Origin of the sequence: Kutzneria chonburiensis (genome assembly GCF_028622115.1) — a bacterium.
In the GTDB taxonomy this organism is placed as follows: domain Bacteria; phylum Actinomycetota; class Actinomycetes; order Mycobacteriales; family Pseudonocardiaceae; genus Kutzneria; species Kutzneria chonburiensis.
This window is the reverse complement of the sequence record NZ_CP097263.1, coordinates 7943066-7959443: the sequence shown is the minus strand read 5'-3', so window position 1 is coordinate 7959443 and position 16378 is coordinate 7943066. Positions and strand designations below refer to the sequence as shown.

The window sequence follows — 16378 nt, the reverse complement described above, 5'->3', positions numbered from 1 at the left end:
CCACAACCAGTCACGTCGACCGCAGGGACCCGCATGATCATCGACTGGACACCGTATGTCGAACCGACCGAGGGTGCAGCGATGCAGCACAGCCTCTTGTGTTCGATCCCAGCGTGGATATCAAGCGAGCTAAGCGATTCGTCATACCCGGAAGGGACTTACGATCTCTACACGATCTTGTGCAAGGTGGCCGACGGCGCAGTCGGCAGGGTTGACCTTGTCCAGATGGTCAACCTGTGGACGCGGCCAGACCACCTATCCGGCCCGCCGCCGGGGCTGAACACGGTAACTCACGTGCTGGCGTGCGCGAACGCCTTGGAGCGTGGCGGTTTCCTGCGCCGGACGAGGGACGGCAACAGCGATCGGTGGACCGTCCTTGAGGGCGGCGAGAAGCGGACGATCCCCGATAGCCAGAGGCGCGCGAAGTGAGCAGCGCCCCCGCGCTGCCGGTTACGCGCAACACCAACCCAACCAGCGAAAGGGCCACCGCCATGCCAACCCCACGCGAGTGGGATTCGCCCGAGTACCCCGCGTACATCCAAGAGCTTGAGGGGCGGCAGGCCGAAAACATGCGCAACCATCACAACGAGCTGGTTCAACGGCTCGCCGCCGAAGGCGGTGACGGGCTCGTTCCCATCAGCATCCTGGTGTGGGAGCCGGGCGATGCATACGGGGAATTTGGGGATGGTGCTCCGGTGTGCGACTCGCGCACATCACTGCCGCCGGAAGCAATCGCCAAGATCATGGACGTCTACTACGCCCAATGTGAGGAGCTCGCGGAGAAGCATCCACACCGCAAGCTAGGCGGACTATCCACGTAGGCCAGACAAGCCACCCAGACCGAAAGACAAGACTGTGACCTGGTGGAGAGAGGGCGACGTCGTCGCCAACAAGGGGGACACGTGCTCATGTTGCGGCAACGGCACACCCCACGACCCGAAGGCGTGCGGAGCGTGCAGTGGCGGGGTCTGCCAGATTTGCGACGGGACCGGGAAGCATCCGGAGACCGTCATCTTTCACGAGCGGTGAGCAGTGGCCAAGGACGGACCCGACTGTGACCACCCGGAGGACTGGCTAACCACCGCCTACGACCCGATGGACCGGAAGTGGATTCACTGCGACAAGTGCGACCACGACCTCCGACCGATCTACGAGTAGGACGATGCCGCCGCCCCCACGTTCCTTGTGGACGTGGGGGCGGCGTCGTGTGCACGCTGTTCGGACCGCTTACGATGCCCGTGCGTCGGTGACTGGGGGCAGCTGTGGCGAACGTGGGCGAGGTGCTGTTCGCGCTGGGCGAAGTGGCCGGTGCTGTCGAGCGCGCCGGCCGCGCCACCGGCGAGGCGGAGACGGCGTTCAGAAACGCCTACACGGGACTGACCGAAGCGACGGCCGGCAGCCACGACCAGGACGCCCGAGAAGCCACCGAGTACATGGCCATGGCCATCAGCAAGGCCGGCGAGGTGGACGACGCGCTGCACGCCATCCTCGGCAAGGTGAGCACCATCGTGGGGTCGCTGATCAACCCGGACGGCACCACCGTGCCGCCGGGCGCGCGGGCCGCACGCGCCCCGATCGAGGGCAGGGCACACCCGGCCAACTCCCCGGCGCCGCCCCGGAACAGCGTGATCATGGATGGGCTGCCCGGGTTGGCGCGCAGCTCACGGAATGGAAAGACGGCCGCCCCACCGAGGCGCTGGTGTTCGACGCGGCTGGGGCGGACTGGCAGGTCAACAGCGGCGTCGACCCGGCGCTAACTGCCGCCGCCAGGCAGGTGATCGAACGCATGATTGCCAACGGCGAGGTCGGCACGTCCGGGAACGCCGTCACCGACAGCGCGGAGCGTACGGCGATGCGGGACGCTGCCAGCCACGCGGAGACGAAGGCGGCGGTGTGGGCGGCGGCCAACGGCAAGAAGGACGTGGACGTGGTGACCAACAGGGACTTCGTCTGCGGCGACGACTACGCGCCGGGCAACCGACGGAAGCCGCCCGGGTGCGCACAGGCCGCCGCGGCTATCCTGCCCGCCGGGTACCGGATGCGGGTGTGGCGGCGTGGCGTGGCGAAACCGCTCGTGATCAGGGGCCGCGGGAAGAAGGGCTGAGGATGGCGGACATTGAGGTATTGCGAAACGTCGGGCGGCGTTACTACCGCAGCGGCGATTGGGTGCTCCATGATCCCAGCCCGGCCGAGGTCGCGGACTTGCTGACCGTGCTGTGCACGCCCGACGAGGACCCGGAGCGGTGGAACCACGGTGTCCTTGGACGGCCCGACGCCCCGGACGGGGTGGAGTTCATGGTGGCTCCGGCGACCGGCTACGTGGCCTTGTCGTGGACCGGCACGGCCGAACGCAGCCTGAACCCCCAGCCGTTCGAGGATGCGCCGCTGCTGGTGGACAACGGGGACAACGACCCGCCGATGTACTGGCCGCGGTCGTCCTACCTGCCGCCGGCCGAGGCCAAGCGCGCGATGGCCGAACACATTGTGACGGGCGCTCAGCCCACCAGCGTGCAGTGGCAGCCGTGGGGCTTCGAGGTGCGGCAGCTGCCGGACTGGTTGACGCCGGACATGCCGGAGTTCGCCGGCTTCCATCTGATCACCGACTGACACAGCTCGGCCAAGACCGTGTGTGTCAGATGACGTAGCACGCGGAGCGTCTCCTGCGACCATGTGGGCATGGCAGCATCCGACTCCACCAAGGACTCGTCAGCGGCGCCGGCGACGCAGAGTCGAAGTCATCTAGCGCCGATGCGGCGGGACCTCGTTCCGGTCTCGATCGGCGTCGCACTGCTCATCGCTATTGCGATTACCGGTGGACTGTGGTTGGAGCTAGACAACTTTGAGCACCTTACGGACGCAGAGCACGCTTCTGAGCGTTTCGATGCGGTAAAGATCGGTCTCACCGTAGCTGGCGGACTCGGCGCAATGTTCGCATTGTGGCTCGGTGTACGTCGCCAACGCGCAGCGGAGCGTGACTCTGAGGATCGCTATGCCGCCCAGGTGGCCACCGAGCGAGATGCGACAGAACGACGAATTACCGAATTGTACGGCCGCGCGGTCGAGCAACTAGGCTCAGACAAGGCCGCGGTGCGACTGGGCGGGCTATACGCGCTTGAGCGTCTCGGTGCAGACCACCGGCATCTACGACAGACGGTGGTAAACGTTATATGCGCATACCTTCGAATGCGTTACGAGCTGCCGGAGGCAGAGGGGTTTTCCAAGTCCGAATGGCGGGCAATTCAGGATAATTTCGATCAAGAACATCACGTGCGGCAGGCCGCCCAGCGAATACTATACGACCATGTACGGGCAAGTATGCACATCCTTAATCTTGACCGTGAACCGAACCCCAAGTACTGGGATTGGCTTGAGTTGGACCTGTCTGGAGCGACACTGATTGACTTCAACCTGCATAATGCCCGACTAAAGACCGTCAACTTCGACCGCGCAGTATTTAAAGGGCGGTCGACAGAGCTGCGCGGGGCTTGGATTGCAAATGAGGCAACCTTTGAGAAGGCGCAATTTCTAGCCCCAGTCTACCTGTACGGTGTTCAGTTTCGTGGCTACACAACGTTTGGCGGAGCCAGATTTGCGGACGTGGCGATATTCGAAGGTGCCACCTTTGGCTTGAACGCCAGATTTGATATGGCGACTTTCGAGAAGGATGTTTCTTTTGCTGAAATAACGGTTACCTTGGTCGCCGGCTTCGAAGGTGCCATATTTGCCGGAGCGAGCCTGTTTCGCAACGCCACGTTTGAGGGTCCCCCAAAATTTTATGCCGCAAAGTTTCGTGACATGCCAGACTTTAGTGACGCCAGAATTAGCATGCTCTTTCCGGGTGAAATATATTTGCCCGGCGGGTGGGCGCTGGAGGCGGCGACAACATCCGTGGAAGGTGAAGAAAAGCGAATTATTCGATTTGTTCGTAGTAAGGAGGTAGCTGAAGAGATTCAATCGACGGAGTCGCCAGAGCGGCAGCCGTAGGGCGAGCAGCCGTCGGCCGGGCCGTTCTCCTCCAGCTCGACATCGGCCAGGCTCAGCTGCCGCTCTTGCAACTCGGCGGCCGTGACCTTGTCGATAGGGGCCTCGTCCAGCGGCAGCAGCGACCGGTGGAGGTACGGCTGCTGGATGGGTCCGACGAACGTGCGTGCCCGTAGGGCGTGGTCGAAAGCGACGGCGTCGGCCCACTCGGCGGGGTGCTGGTCGCGCAGCTCGCGCCACGTCCGGTTGCCGTGGAACGGGCAGCCGATGCACGCCGACTTCGCCACCGTCCAGCCCTTGCTGGTCAGCCAGCGTTCGCAGTCCTGCCGGGACCAGCCCAGGTCCAGCAGCGGGTACCGGGACGTCAGGTAGGGCGTGCCGTGGTGGTTGCTGACCCGGCCGATCTCGTCGGTGCTGAAGCCGATCCACTGCACGGCGGTGCGCCCAGCGGGCGGGGACAGGATGGCCCCGGTGCGGGAGCGCTTCGCGCCCAGCAACAGCCGTATCTGGCGCTTGACCGGCTCGACCTTGTACCGCTCGGTGCACTGCCGGCGCAGCATCGCCGCGCGCCCGTCGCGGCCTTTGACGAAGGCCGGCAGCCGCAGGTACTTGGTCTCGTCCATCGTGTCGGCGCGCAGGTCGCCCCACGACACCCGGTACAGCGGGATGCCGGCGCGGTCCAGCGCGACGGCCAGGCGGTCGAGGTGCTCGTACACCGCGCGGGGTTCCCAGCGGGTGTCCGCGAAGATGGCGGCGTCGGGCTTGGGCAGCTGCCCCTCGCACGCCAGCAGCGCCAGGGCGGACGACTGCACGCCCGCGCCCAGCGACAGCACGGTGACATCAGGGTTGGTCATCGGCGCCGGCCTTACTTCGGCGGGGCCGCGAGCGGCCGGACCAGGGCGGTGCCGTCGGTGTCCTGCGGATCGGCCACGGGCGTCACCTGCGGTTCGGCGGTGCGCAGGATGTGGAGCTGCACGAGTACGGCCGTGGCGGGCGGGATGACGGTGAGCACCGCGGCGACCAGGTTGTTGATCGCGCTGGCCTGTTCGCTGTTGAGCACGCCGAAGGCCACCAGGCCGGCCAGCAGCGTGCCCACGGCGGTGATCAGGGTTCCGCCGGAGGTGATGGCGGCCAGGATCGGACGCGGGCGGGTAGCGCTGTCCATCGTGGACCCCCGTTCAGTAGTAGATGGGCTGGCCGGGGTAGATCCGGTCGGGGTTGGAGATGCCGTTGCGGGCGGCCAGCGCCGGGTAGCCGCCGGGGTAGCCCAGCCGCGCGGCGATTGCGCCCAGCGTGTCGCCGGACTGCACGACGTAGACCTGTTGCGGCGCAGCAGAAACCGTCGCTGTGGGGAGCTGGATCACCTGGCCGGGGTAGATCCGGTCGGGGTTGGAGATCCCGTTGAGCTGCACGAGGGTGGCCACCGATGTGCCGTGCGCCGCGGCGATGCCCGACAGCGTGTCCCCGGACACGACGGTGTAGGTGTCGGCGCTGGCTGCCGGTGCGGGTGCGGCGCCGGCCGTGCCGGGCCGGTGGATGACCTGCCCGACGTAGATCAGGTCGGCGTTGGGGATGGCGTTCGCGGTGGCCACCGCGGACACCGTGACGCCCCACGCCGAGGCGATGCGGGACAAGGTGTCCCCGGCCGCCACGGTCCAGGTGTCGGCGTCGGAGCGGTTCTGCGTCGGCGCGTCGACCGGCCCTTGAGGCGGGCTGGTGTTGCCGATGGTGATGGCCTGCAACGAGTACGCGCCCAGCGTCGCGTCCCGGTCGACGTTGCCGGGGATCCCGGACACGACCCCGGCCGAGGTGTGCTGGTGGACCGCGGCGTGGTCGTAGCTCCACGAGGTGTTGCCGGGGTCGCCGTTGTACTGGGCGATGTGCCCCAGGATGTTGCGGTTACCCCACGCCCCGGGGGCCAGGTAGTTGGTCCACCAGTTGACGTTGCCGTAGCAGTCGACCGGCTGCACGCCCAGCGCGTCGTAGAAGCGGGTCACCATGTCGTTGGCGTTGCCCTGCACGTCGGCGGCCTCCATGTCCGCCATCGGCATGAGCGCCCCGACGTTGAGGCAGCCGGCGTCCCCGGCGACCTGCCGGAACGCCTGGGCCTGCGCGACCGGGTCCCCGGCGCGCATGAAGTGGTAGGCCCCGACCACGATCCCGGCCGCGCGCAGCTGGGCGACCTTGGCGGCGAAGGACGGGTCCACCCATCCCACGCCCTCGGTCGCCTTGCACCAGGCATAGGTGATGTTGTTGGCGCGCACCGCGTTTGCGTCAGCGATGGCGTTATACATGCTGACGTCAATGCCGTAGTCCATGCGTTTTTCCTTACGCAGACTGGGTTGCGGGCGGAATGCCCGCGCCGGCCACCGCGTCCCAGACGCTGTTGACCGTGTACTGGAGGTCGTTGTCGGAGGAGTCGGCGGTGATCACCGGGTTGGCCGCGACGGGCCAGGCGAACGCGTCGGCGTAGTGGACGCGGTTCTGGAGAACGTTGGTCGCCAGGGCCTGCCGTAGCCGCTCGTACTCGGTGCCGGCGTTGGTGCCCTCGTTGCCGATGGCGACCGCGGCCGTGACCATGGCGGCCTCGATGCGGTTCAGGAAGTCGGGAAACCCAGCCAGGTAGGCAACCTGGGCAAGGGACGATGCCATGGTGAAGCTCCTTGGGGTGGTCAGGGTGAAGCACCGGCGGACGCCGGATGCGGTGTGGCTAGGCGGGCTTGCCGAGCACGAGCCACGCACCGGGGAAGGCCGTCAGGACAATCACGACGTCCCCGACGGTCGGGGTGTAGGACGTCAGCCGCGGCAGGGTCAGCGACGCGCCCTGCATGGTGACGATGACCTTCGTGCCGGACGTGCCGGACACGGTCGCGGTGGTCACCAGGTTGTCGCGCAGCGCGTTCAACCGGTCGTCCAACGCCTTGATCGGATCCATGTCATGACTCCGCGGGCAGGGTCATCACCCGGGTGGTGATCTGCTGCATGTCGGTGTGCCGCAACGGGATGGTGACCTGGTCGATGATGTGCGCCTCTACCGTGATGCCGTCGCGGACCAGCAGCACGTCCCCGGCGTCCAGGCCGGGGTTGGTGATCGTGGCCAGCGTGACGGTGGCCTGGATTCCCTTGGTGCGGGCCAGAAGCGCCGCCGCGGTGGTCTGGCACTGCGCCGTGGTCGTCAACAACGGGCTGGTGTAGAAGCGCGGTTTGCGGCCGAACGGCCCGCCGTACATGGTCGGCGAGTTCGGGTCCAGGTCCGAGACGCCGACCCACACCGGCGCGGTGCCGTCGGTGGTGGCCCCGCTGGCGACCACCCGGTTGTAGACCAGGTCGCGGGTCAGCGTCTCGTCCTTCTGCACCAGCACGCCGCCGCGGCCGGTGGCCACCGTCCACACCGACGGGTCGGTGAGCTGGGGTTGGTTGCGGATGACGAAGTTGCCCAGGGGGTCGGCGAAGACCTCCGCGCCGATCGAGTCGGCCAGCTTCTCCACGCCGTCGGCCCACTTGTCCCGCGCGATGTCCAGCGTGACCGCCACCTGGCTGGACCCGGTCCGGTCGGTGACGGTCACTGACGGCAACGTCAGCTGAATCAAACGGGTGATCTCGGAGACCGCCGTGGCGTTGGCGATGGTCTGCGCGGGCGAGTCCAGGCGGTCGTCCGCCACCCGGCTGGAGCGGTCGTTGAGGACCAGCGTCACCGCGCCCTGGCCGGAGGCCACCGGGCGGGTGCGGGAGGCGGAGTTGATGACGCCGCGGATCAGCGGCACCCACTCGATGCCGACGCCGGGCAACACCACGCCGTACTCAATGGCCAGCTCAGACCCCAACGGGCTCAAGATGTCCAGGGGGTTGGCGGGCCACAGCGCGGGGTCGGCGATGTCGACCGACGCCGTGCGGCGGACCTGCGAGGTGGACGCGACGGTGACCGACCCGCCGCTGATCGGCAGGTCGGTCAGCACCCCGAGCGCCGCGGTATAGGCGGTGCCGCGGACGGCGATTTGGTGGCTGCTGGTCAGGGTTTGCGCCGCAAGCGCGGTCAGTGGCCACATCAGACGATGACCGAGTTGGCCGCGGCGGGGCGGTCGACGACTTGGAACGGGGCCGTGATCGTGCGCGTCTGCTGCCAGGTGGCCAGCGGGCCGGGGTCCTCGGTGACGTCGGCGAACGCCAGCCACAGGCCGGCGCCGTAGCCGTAGGCGCTGGGCGTGCGCAGCAGCAGCGGCGACCCGTCGGCCAGTAGCGCCAGCAGTGCGTCCCGGGCGGCGAAGCTGGTCACCGACAACGACAAGGTGCCCGACGGGGCCACGCGCTTGGCGGCCGACACGACCACCGGGTTGGCGCGGCCCAGCACGCGGAACACGGCCTGGTCCAGGCCGCGGACCAGCGCCGGGGTGACGGTGGGCTGGCAGGCCAGCGGGGCGGCCGGGGTGGCGGGGTGCGTCAACCATGCGGTGTCCGTCGAGGCCAGTACGACCGGGGTGGCCTTGACCCGGCCGCCGGTGATCGCCGGGTTGTACACCTCGTAGGTGAGCGCGATGTCCAGCGGGGCCTCGCCGTCGGCGACGGTCAGCACGGGGGCGATGACGCTCGTGGACAGTGCCGTGGTGCCGGTCCACACGCCGCCGGTGGAGTCGCCGGCCACGTAGGACCCGTCGGTGGCCGCCTGCTCCAGCGTGACCCGGTCCACGTCCAGCGTGCCGCCGGCCGGCATCCCGGTGGCCGTGATCTTGAGGGCGGAGGTTGCGGCGGTGGCGGGCGGGGTGACGGTGACGACTTGCCGCGCCCACTGGGCGACCGACGGGTTGACGGCGTCGGCGGTCAGCGTGACCGACGTGGACGGCAGGCCGGTGCCGGTCGCGCTCGTCCACTGCACGGTGATGGTGAGCGCGGTCGGCCGGGCCGACAGCCGCAGGTCCACGCCGACGGTGACGACGACGCCGCCGGACAGCGCGCTGGGCAGCGTCACCTCGTCGGTGCCGGCCGCGGCGACGGTGGCGCGCAGGGCGTAGGCCCCAGCGGTCGGGTCACCGGTACGGCTGATCTGAGTCAGCGTCGGGTTTCCGGTGCCCGCGGCGCAGCCGTTGAGTCCGGCTTCGAACGAGGGGTTGGGGCTGTAGTTTCGGCGACTCGCTCCAGCGGTGAGCGGGTATGCGCCGCGCACCGGCGTGCGGGTGCCGTCGGGGGTGATCCGGACCAGCAGCACGTTGGGCGCGTCGGGCCACCAGGCGGTGACCGACACGGTGCCGCTGGCCGGCGCCGGCGCGACGACCACGCCCCCGCCCGGGTAGAGCCCCACGACGCCGCCGGCCGACCATCCCCAGTAGGACCAGGGGGCTACGGGGGTCTGCGCGGTGTAGGTGAACAGCGTGGTGCCGCCGGGGATCGGCGGGGCGGGCTGCTGCCCAGGCACGGCCAGGTTGGCGATGGTGCCGGCGACGGTCCCGACGCCGTAGGCCGAGTCGTCCCAGGCCATGATCAGTAGCCAATGGCGATGTAGCTGATGGACACGGTGGCGTTGGCCAGACGCACGGTGGACGCCTGAAACGACGTGATGCTGAACCCCGCCGCGTTCGACGCCCACGTCACGAACGGGCCTTCGGAGACGTAGGCGTTAGACAGGATCGTGACCGCAATCGTCGCGTTGGGAAACGGGGTCCGGTAGTTGACCGTGCTGTTGCCGTTGGCGTCGGACGGGCCGTTCCAGTAGCCGCCCCGGACCAGAATCACGGCGTTCGCGGGCGGGTAGGCGCTGCCACCATTGATGATCGGCCCGACGTCGGCCGGGTTGGCGATGCCCACCGACGGCTGCCAGCCGCCGACGGTGCGCTCGACAACCACGCTTTCGTCCCCCACCAGCGCCCGCATCCCCAGGTGCGGATCGGCCGGCAAGGTGGCGCGGGTCAGCGCCTGGAGACCGTCGCGTGTGGACGGTCCGGCAACCAGCTGCGTTCCGGAGGCCCACGCCTGCGCTGTCGTGCCCTCGCGACCCCGCACGACCGTGACCTGTTGGCTGGCCGCGGCGTGGCCGGTCACCCAGACCATCTCGTACGCGCCACGCGACGGGTCATGGATGACCAGCGGCAGGTACTGGGTCGCCGAGTAGCCGGTGCCCAGGGTGGCCAAGGCGGTGCTGGACACCGTCGTGTCGGACACGGCGACCGCGGTTCCCAGCGTGCCAAACGTGTAGTCGCGCGGCGCCCGCTGTTCGTACGTCATGGCTGATACCCCTTGCTAGCGGGTGCGGTGAGCGATTCCGGTGCCCAGCGCGTCTTGTGCGGCACCGACTTCGCCGCGCACGACGCCGAGGAACTGCCCGGAGTCCAGGTACAGGCGGCCGGTCAGGCTGGTGGTGCCCGAGGAGTTGGCCGCGGTGCGGACGCTGTCCCATTGGGACGCGGTCAGCACGGGTTCGGGCTGGCCGGTTCCGTTGTATGCCAAGGTGAATCCGGGCTGGAGCATCCCGCCGTTGTCGTAGCCGCCCGCCCGGTTCATCCCGGCCAGCGACCCGTAGGCGTGGATGGCGTAGTTCATGCCCGCGTAGATGTTGGCCAGCGGGTCGTAGAGGTTGTTGGGCAGCGCCGGGGAGCGGTAGGCGGCGAAGGTGGAGCCGATGACCTGCATGAGGCCCCGCGACGGGTCGCCACGCTGCGCGTTGATGTCGTAGTTGTTGATGGCGTTGGGGTTTCCGCCGGATTCCTGGTTCATCCGGCGCAGCACGGTGTCCAGCCAGGTGGCGGGCTGCCCGAGCATCGCCAGGGCCTGCAACACCAGCGGCGCCCACTGCTGCACGCCCGACCCGATCGGCCCCGCATACGGGGTGCCGCCCGAATCGGAGCTGGCAAACCAGGACTTGACCTTGTCGATGACGGCGCTGACCACCTTGCCGGGCGGGGACTTCGCCGCGTCCCGCCACGGGCTGTCCGTGCCCGGGGTGCGGTCGGCGTCGCCCAGCACGCTGGCGAACAGCTGCCGCACGCCGCCGGTGACGTCGCCAGCGATCGAGGCCAGCCACCCGAACGCCGAGGACACCGCGCCGGTCACGTCGTGCCAGACGCCGCCCAGGAAGTCGCCGATGCCGCCCGCGGCATGGACTTCGCCGCCGACCAGGCCGCCGGGCGGGCGGCCGGACATCGCGTTGAGCGCCAGAATGAAGTCCACGCCCAGCAGCCGCGTGGCCTCCGGGGTCAGCACGGACTCACCGGGCGACAGCCAGGCCGGCACGCTGTCCACGCCGGGCGCGTAGCCGGGCACGACACCGCCCCCGGCGAATTGGTACGTGTCCAGCTTGCCCAGCCCGAAAATGCCGGCAATGTAATTCCAGGTGGGCACGATGCCGTGGTTATAGACGGTGTCGATCACAAATTTGATCGGCGTCCGGCAGATATCCACCAGCTTGTCCCAGCACGTCTTGATGAAGCTGACGGCGGAATCGAAAGCGCGGCCCACGACGCCGACCGCGTCGCCGATCTTGGCGAACGCGGGCTGGAGCCAGTCCTCCCACAGCAGCCGGGCGGCCAGGCCCCAATCGGCCAGGTACGACTTGACGCCGTCCACCACGAATTTAATCGTGTGATCAACTAGCCAGTTGAAACCGTCCCCGATGGCCTGGAGGATCGGGCGGACGTGATTTGTCCACAGGTCGCCCATGGCGTCGCGCCACTGGTTGTATCCGGCGACCACGTCGTTGACCCGATCGGAGATCCAGCCTGCGACCACGCGGAAGCCGTCGCCGATGGCGTCCAGGACGGGCTTGAGGTAGCGCTCCCACAATTCGCGGTTGGCGGCCTGCCACATGCGGTAGCCGGCCACGACGTCGTCCACCCGCCGGCCGACCCAATCGGCCACCACGTGAAAGGCGTCGGAAATGGCGTCTAGCGCCGGCTTCACGTATTGCGTCCACAGTAGCTGAATGGCGATCTGCCAGATTTCCAGCTGCATTCGGATCTTGGCGACGATGGGCGCGATGACGTGATCGTGAATCCAGCCGAACAATGCGCCGATGGCGTCGAACGCCGGTTTGACGGCGTGCGTCCACAACGCCATCGTGGCGTCCTGCAGAAGGTGGAACGCAATGACGTACGGGGCCACGAGAATGGTGAACAGAATGGCCCCGATAACGCGGAACACCAGGCCGATGGCGTCGAACACCGGGACCAGGACGGTGCGCCACAGCCACACCGCGGCGGCGGCGACCAGCTGGAAGCCGGCGACCCACAGCCCGAGGTAGGCGCGCACGCCCGCAACGACCAGCTGGCCGCCGAACTGCACGAAGTCCCAGAACGGCACCAGGATGGTCCGCCAGACCCACACGGCGGCGTCGCCGACCGCGTGCAGGGCGACCACCACGCCGTCCTTGACCGCCACGGCCGCGGTGACCAGCGCCCCGAACACCGCCTGGACGCCAGCGCGGAACGTCTCGCTGTTGTTGTAGGCGTAGATCAGGCCGGCCACCAGGGCGGCCACGGCCAGGATGATGATGCCGATGGGGTTGGCGTCGAAGGCGATGGCCAGCGCCCGCCACGCGATGGTCACCCCGGTCACGGCGGAGCGCACGAGCAGGAAGCCCTTGGCCAGCAACGTCAACGTGGTGTCGAAGACCGCCCAGGTGGCGAACGCGGCGGCCACGGCGACCACCAGCGGCATCAGCGGGCGCAGCCAACCGGACACCCGCTCCAGCGCGGGGCCGACGACGTCGGCCAGCAGCGCGCCGGCCTGGCGCAGCGAGGACAGCAGCAGCCCGCCCAGCAGCTCGGCGAACGGCCGGGCGGCCGACCAGATGTTGCCGAACACCACGACGAGCTGCCCGCCGAAGCGGCCGAGGTCGGCGAAGGCCGGCGACAGGTAGGCGAACACCGGCGCCGCGGCCGTGCGCACGGCGGTGATGACCGCGGGCACCTGGCCCAGGCCGTCGGTGAGCAGTCCCAGCCCGGCCTTAATGGCGGGCATGGCCGGCTCGAACAGCTGGCCCAGCGCCCGGTTGGCGTTGTCGGTGAAGTTGGACCAGATGCCGGTCAGGGTCTGGGCCTGCGCCGACATCATGCCGGCGAACGCCTGCGTGGACCCTGCCGCCCCGGTCGTGCCCTTCTCGATGCCTTGCAGCAGAAGGGGAATCGCCTTGCCGGCGTCGACCAGGCCGCCGGGCTTGCTGATCATGTCCTGGAGGGCGCCGGTGGTGATGCCCATCTGGTTGGCCAGGATCCGCAGCGCCGGGATACCTGCCTCGGTCAACTGCAAGATCTCGTCGGACTGGATCTTGCCCTTGGCGGCCATCTGTCCGATGGCCAGCGTGACGCGGTCGATCATCCCGGCGTCGCCACCCAGACCGCTGACGGCGTCGCCGATGGCGGTCAGGGTGGGCAGCACATCCTTGGCCTGAAAGCCGAAGGCCAGCAGCTGCTGGGCGGCGGTGGTGACCTGGCCCAGCTCGAACGGCGTCTGGGCGGCGAAGGTGTTGAGCTGGTCCACCATCTGCGCGGCGGCCTGGCTGCCGTGCAACATCGTGGTGAACGCCACCAGGGACTGTTCCTCGGCGGCGTCGAAGGCAATGCCCATCTTGGCGGCCGCGACCCCGGCCAGCGTGAACGCGGTGCCCGCGGTCAACCCGTACTGCTGCAACGTGTCCCGCGCCGAGGTCAGCGGGGCCAGCGCGCCGGTGCGGATGGCGCTGCCGATGCGCGCGAACACGCTCTCGGTGGTCGACGCCGCGCCGGTCATCTCCACGCCCAGCTTGTCCACCGAGCTGCTGGCGCTGCCGATGGCGGACGTGGTCTGGCCGGCCTGGCGCAACAGGCGTTCGCTGAACGCCGCCGAGGTCACGCCGACGTCGTCGAAGCTCTTGTTGACCTGCTTGAGCAACGCGGTAGCACGGGTCGCGCCGTCGCCGATGCCCTCGGCGATTTTCTTGCCCGCGGTGTCGCCGGCCTTGGTCGCGCCGGCCACGATGCCGTCCGCCAGCTCGTCGCCGGCCTTGACGCCCGTGGCCTCGGCGACCGAGATCACTTGCTTGGCAACGACTTCGCCGAGGTTCTTGGACGATTCCGTGGTGGCGCTGACGATGCGTCCGCCCAGCGCCTCGCCCAGGGCGCTGCCGGCCTGCGTGATCTGCTGGGCGGCGTCGCGGACGATGGACTCGGCGACGCCGACGACGACCGGGACGACCTCAACGTAGAGGCTGCCGGCCTTCGACGACATCGCTTACGCCCCTGCTATGTAGTTGGGACATCACGTGATCATGTGCCGCGCGCTGCGCGTCGCGGCGGTCCTGCGCGGTGGTGACGCCGGGCCGCAGGATCGGCTCGGGCCGGTCCGGGTTCGCCTCGTGCGCCATCAGCCACTCGGCGCGCAGGAACCGCACGACGTCGACCAGGTCGGCCAGCAGCAGCGCCTCGGGCGTCCAGTCGTGCCCGATGACCGCGCGGGCCGTCGCCGACTCGGCGGGCAGGTTCTGCACCAACACCCGCAAGCGCCGCAACGACATCTCCCCGCGCCAGAACGCGTCCAGCTGGTCGGCGTCGCGCGGGTAGAACCGGGCGAGGTCGGCTTCTACGCGCTCGGGATGGTCGCCGAGGACATCGGCGACTGTGTAGGGCGGCCGTCCGGTAGCACCCCGGACATGTCACGCTGCATGAGCAACCAGGCCAGCATGACATCCGTGGACGCGTAGCCGGATTCCAGCAGCCGGGCGTGGTCGGCCTCGCCCACGATGGCCTTGGCCATGGCGATGGTGCCCGCGCCGGCCTGCCGCAGCTCGTCCAGCACGGCCTGGTGGTCGTCGCCCAGGAACAACGGGTGCGGCACGGTGACAACCGTCCCGTCGTCGCATTCCAGGTCCAGGCCGGGTTCCATCCCGGTGGCCTCGGACACCTGCTGGTGTAGTTCCTCGCGGCGCATCCTGCGCCGGTTCGGCTTGCTCACAACGGTTTTCCTCTCGGCGGGTCAGCCGGGCAGGGCGCGCACCGACCCGCCAGGGATGCGCGCCCCACCCAGGTAGGGAAGATCACGGGGTGGCGTATGCGCGCCATCCGGGGCCGTCGTGCCAGGTGGCGATGGCGAAGCCGGCGACCGAGTCCCAGTACGGGGTGAGCGTCATCGTGAACTGGTTCTCGGTCTTGGCCTGCCAGCTTTGCTTGTCTGGCTTGGTCATCAGGCACATCGGGTACAGCTTTGCCGCGTACTGCACGGAACCCCCGGAGCCGTCCACGCCGATGAACAGCGCGCTCCGGTAGATCAGGTTGGGCGTCTTGTCCTTGGTGATCTTGTATCCGGAAGTGCCCAGCGTCGGCGCGGTGGCCAGCGGCTTGTTGTAGTACAGGGCTTCCACGGCCGGGTCCGACTGGAGGCACACGATCTTGGCGGACTCGTTGTCCGCCGTGACGTCGGTGCGGCCGGGCAGCCGCAGTTGCCAGGCCATCGTGTCGGCGGTGGTGAACGTCGGCGTGAACTCCACGCCCGACTCATCGAGGTAGCCCAGGTCGGTCCAGCCGGTGCCCAGCGCGGTGGCGTCCAGGCCGCCGGTGGTGGCGTCGAAGGGGAAAAGGTGGCCAGGCTGGTGGCCGGGTCGTAGTCCTTGACGAAGACGCTGCCAAACAGCATCTTCCGGATCAGCTCGGGACGGCCGTCGAACAGCGAGTCCCACGTTGCAGTAGGCATGACGAGGATCTCCTTGGGACATCAGAACAGTGGGGCGCGCAGCGACAGCTCGTAGGTGGCTACGAACCGGTTCAGGCGGTCGTCGGCGTAGTCGACCCAACACGGCGCGGTCAGCGTCTCCACGGTGTCCACCAGCACGCCGCCGACCGCCTTGTGTCGCAACGCGAGCATCGCCGCGCGGACCTGTTCGGCGAGGTCGTGTGCGGCGCCGCGGCCGGGGGCCGACGGGTCGCGGGCGGTGAACGTGTCCACGTCCAGCTGCGCCACGTCGGTGATCCCGTCGTCCCCGCCACCGCCCGGGACGCGGTTGACCATCACCAGCGGCAGCACGTCGGCGAGGTTCGCGGGGGTGCGGGTGGTGACCCGGCCGATGTCCAACGCGGACAGGTACCGCACCACCACGGCTTCGACATCGGCGAACATCAGATGTCTTTCGCCATGTGGTCCAGCGTCCGGCCCAGCACACGGAGTTTGGGCATGTGCGCTGCGCCGTTTTCCACCCAGTACCGCTTGTAGTCGGTGCTGCCGACCCGCACGGACATGCGCGACGGGCTGACGTGGATCTCGGCGTACAGGCTGTCGCGGTACGCGCCGGAGTCCGGATCGGTGGCCGGGTCGCCCACGGGGGCGATGCTGCGCGCGTAAGCCAGCCCGGTGCGGGCGACCCGTTCCAGCACGGCCCGTAGCTCCGGGTTGGTCTTGAGGTACTCGCGCAGGCCGGCGCTGTCGGGCTTGAACTCGAACGCCACCG

20 protein-coding genes are annotated in these 16378 nt (G+C 68.7%); 6 read left to right on the top strand and 14 right to left on the bottom strand.

Features of this window, described 5'->3' with window-relative positions:
* Nucleotides 1-33 precede the first annotated feature (33 nt).
* The 6 genes from M3Q35_RS36970 (at nt 34) to M3Q35_RS36945 (ending at nt 3984) form a co-directional block, all read left to right on the top strand.
* The gene (locus tag M3Q35_RS36970) at nt 34-429 is read left to right on the top strand and encodes a hypothetical protein (protein ID WP_273937190.1); all 396 of its coding nucleotides are present in this window, start codon (nt 34-36) and stop codon (nt 427-429) included.
* Nucleotides 426-821, top strand: a complete 396-nt coding sequence (locus M3Q35_RS36965; protein ID WP_273937189.1) for a hypothetical protein — start codon at nt 426-428, stop codon at nt 819-821. The genes M3Q35_RS36970 and M3Q35_RS36965 overlap by 4 nt, the downstream gene beginning before the upstream one ends.
* Nucleotides 822-1262: 441 nt before the next feature.
* The gene (locus M3Q35_RS36960; protein ID WP_273937188.1) at nt 1263-1757 is read left to right on the top strand and encodes a hypothetical protein; all 495 of its coding nucleotides are present in this window, start codon (nt 1263-1265) and stop codon (nt 1755-1757) included.
* Nucleotides 1700-2104 carry a DddA-like double-stranded DNA deaminase toxin gene (locus tag M3Q35_RS36955; RefSeq protein WP_273937186.1) on the top strand — a complete coding sequence of 135 codons (405 nt, stop codon included), beginning with the start codon at nt 1700-1702 and terminating at the stop codon, nt 2102-2104. The genes M3Q35_RS36960 and M3Q35_RS36955 overlap by 58 nt, the downstream gene beginning before the upstream one ends.
* A 2-nt stretch (nt 2105-2106) precedes the next feature.
* Nucleotides 2107-2607 carry an Imm1 family immunity protein gene (locus M3Q35_RS36950; RefSeq protein ID WP_273937185.1) on the top strand — a complete coding sequence of 167 codons (501 nt, stop codon included), beginning with the start codon at nt 2107-2109 and terminating at the stop codon, nt 2605-2607.
* Between the two features lie 141 nt (nt 2608-2748).
* Nucleotides 2749-3984: a pentapeptide repeat-containing protein gene (locus M3Q35_RS36945; RefSeq protein ID WP_273937184.1), complete on the top strand. Its 1236-nt coding sequence runs from the start codon at nt 2749-2751 to the stop codon at nt 3982-3984.
* On the opposite strand, the gene M3Q35_RS36940 is transcribed toward M3Q35_RS36945, so the two are convergent.
* The 14 genes from M3Q35_RS36940 to M3Q35_RS36875 form a co-directional block, all read right to left on the bottom strand.
* The gene (locus M3Q35_RS36940; RefSeq protein ID WP_273937183.1) at nt 3951-4835 is read right to left on the bottom strand and encodes an adenine nucleotide alpha hydrolase family protein; all 885 of its coding nucleotides are present in this window, start codon (nt 4833-4835) and stop codon (nt 3951-3953) included. The two genes, M3Q35_RS36945 and M3Q35_RS36940, sit on opposite strands and share 34 nt — an antisense overlap.
* Before the next feature lie 11 nt (nt 4836-4846).
* Complete coding sequence (locus tag M3Q35_RS36935) at nt 4847-5146, bottom strand: hypothetical protein (RefSeq protein ID WP_273937182.1); 300 nt, start codon at nt 5144-5146, stop codon at nt 4847-4849.
* A 13-nt stretch (nt 5147-5159) separates the two neighbouring features.
* Nucleotides 5160-6299: a LysM peptidoglycan-binding domain-containing protein gene (locus tag M3Q35_RS36930; protein WP_273937181.1), complete on the bottom strand. Its 1140-nt coding sequence runs from the start codon at nt 6297-6299 to the stop codon at nt 5160-5162.
* Between the two features lie 10 nt (nt 6300-6309).
* A complete protein-coding gene (locus M3Q35_RS36925; RefSeq protein WP_273937179.1) occupies nt 6310-6633 on the bottom strand; it encodes a hypothetical protein in 324 nt (107 codons plus the stop codon).
* A 58-nt stretch (nt 6634-6691) separates the two neighbouring features.
* Nucleotides 6692-6916, bottom strand: a complete 225-nt coding sequence (locus tag M3Q35_RS36920; RefSeq protein ID WP_273937178.1) for a hypothetical protein — start codon at nt 6914-6916, stop codon at nt 6692-6694.
* A 1-nt stretch (nt 6917) separates the two neighbouring features.
* Nucleotides 6918-8027 carry a DUF5047 domain-containing protein gene (locus M3Q35_RS36915; RefSeq protein WP_273937177.1) on the bottom strand — a complete coding sequence of 370 codons (1110 nt, stop codon included), beginning with the start codon at nt 8025-8027 and terminating at the stop codon, nt 6918-6920.
* A complete protein-coding gene (locus M3Q35_RS36910; RefSeq protein WP_273937176.1) occupies nt 8027-9451 on the bottom strand; it encodes a hypothetical protein in 1425 nt (474 codons plus the stop codon). Before M3Q35_RS36910 ends, M3Q35_RS36915 begins: the two co-directional genes overlap by 1 nt.
* Before the next feature lie 2 nt (nt 9452-9453).
* Nucleotides 9454-10194: a gp53-like domain-containing protein gene (locus M3Q35_RS36905; RefSeq protein WP_273937175.1), complete on the bottom strand. Its 741-nt coding sequence runs from the start codon at nt 10192-10194 to the stop codon at nt 9454-9456.
* A 15-nt stretch (nt 10195-10209) separates the two neighbouring features.
* Nucleotides 10210-14169, bottom strand: a complete 3960-nt coding sequence (locus M3Q35_RS36900) for a tape measure protein (RefSeq protein ID WP_273937174.1) — start codon at nt 14167-14169, stop codon at nt 10210-10212.
* Nucleotides 14138-14449 carry a hypothetical protein gene (locus M3Q35_RS36895; protein WP_273937173.1) on the bottom strand — a complete coding sequence of 104 codons (312 nt, stop codon included), beginning with the start codon at nt 14447-14449 and terminating at the stop codon, nt 14138-14140. Before M3Q35_RS36895 ends, M3Q35_RS36900 begins: the two co-directional genes overlap by 32 nt.
* A gap of 71 nt (nt 14450-14520) precedes the next feature.
* Nucleotides 14521-14892 (bottom strand): hypothetical protein, encoded by a 372-nt coding sequence (locus tag M3Q35_RS36890; protein ID WP_273937172.1) that lies wholly within the window; start codon nt 14890-14892, stop codon nt 14521-14523.
* An 82-nt stretch (nt 14893-14974) separates the two neighbouring features.
* Nucleotides 14975-15649, bottom strand: coding sequence for a phage tail tube protein (locus M3Q35_RS36885; protein WP_476408942.1), 675 nt, complete (start codon nt 15647-15649; stop codon nt 14975-14977).
* Complete coding sequence (locus M3Q35_RS36880) at nt 15649-16050, bottom strand: hypothetical protein (RefSeq protein ID WP_273937170.1); 402 nt, start codon at nt 16048-16050, stop codon at nt 15649-15651. Before M3Q35_RS36880 ends, M3Q35_RS36885 begins: the two co-directional genes overlap by 1 nt.
* The gene (locus tag M3Q35_RS36875; RefSeq protein ID WP_273937169.1) at nt 16050-16376 is read right to left on the bottom strand and encodes a hypothetical protein; all 327 of its coding nucleotides are present in this window, start codon (nt 16374-16376) and stop codon (nt 16050-16052) included. Before M3Q35_RS36875 ends, M3Q35_RS36880 begins: the two co-directional genes overlap by 1 nt.
* Nucleotides 16377-16378 lie beyond the last annotated feature (2 nt).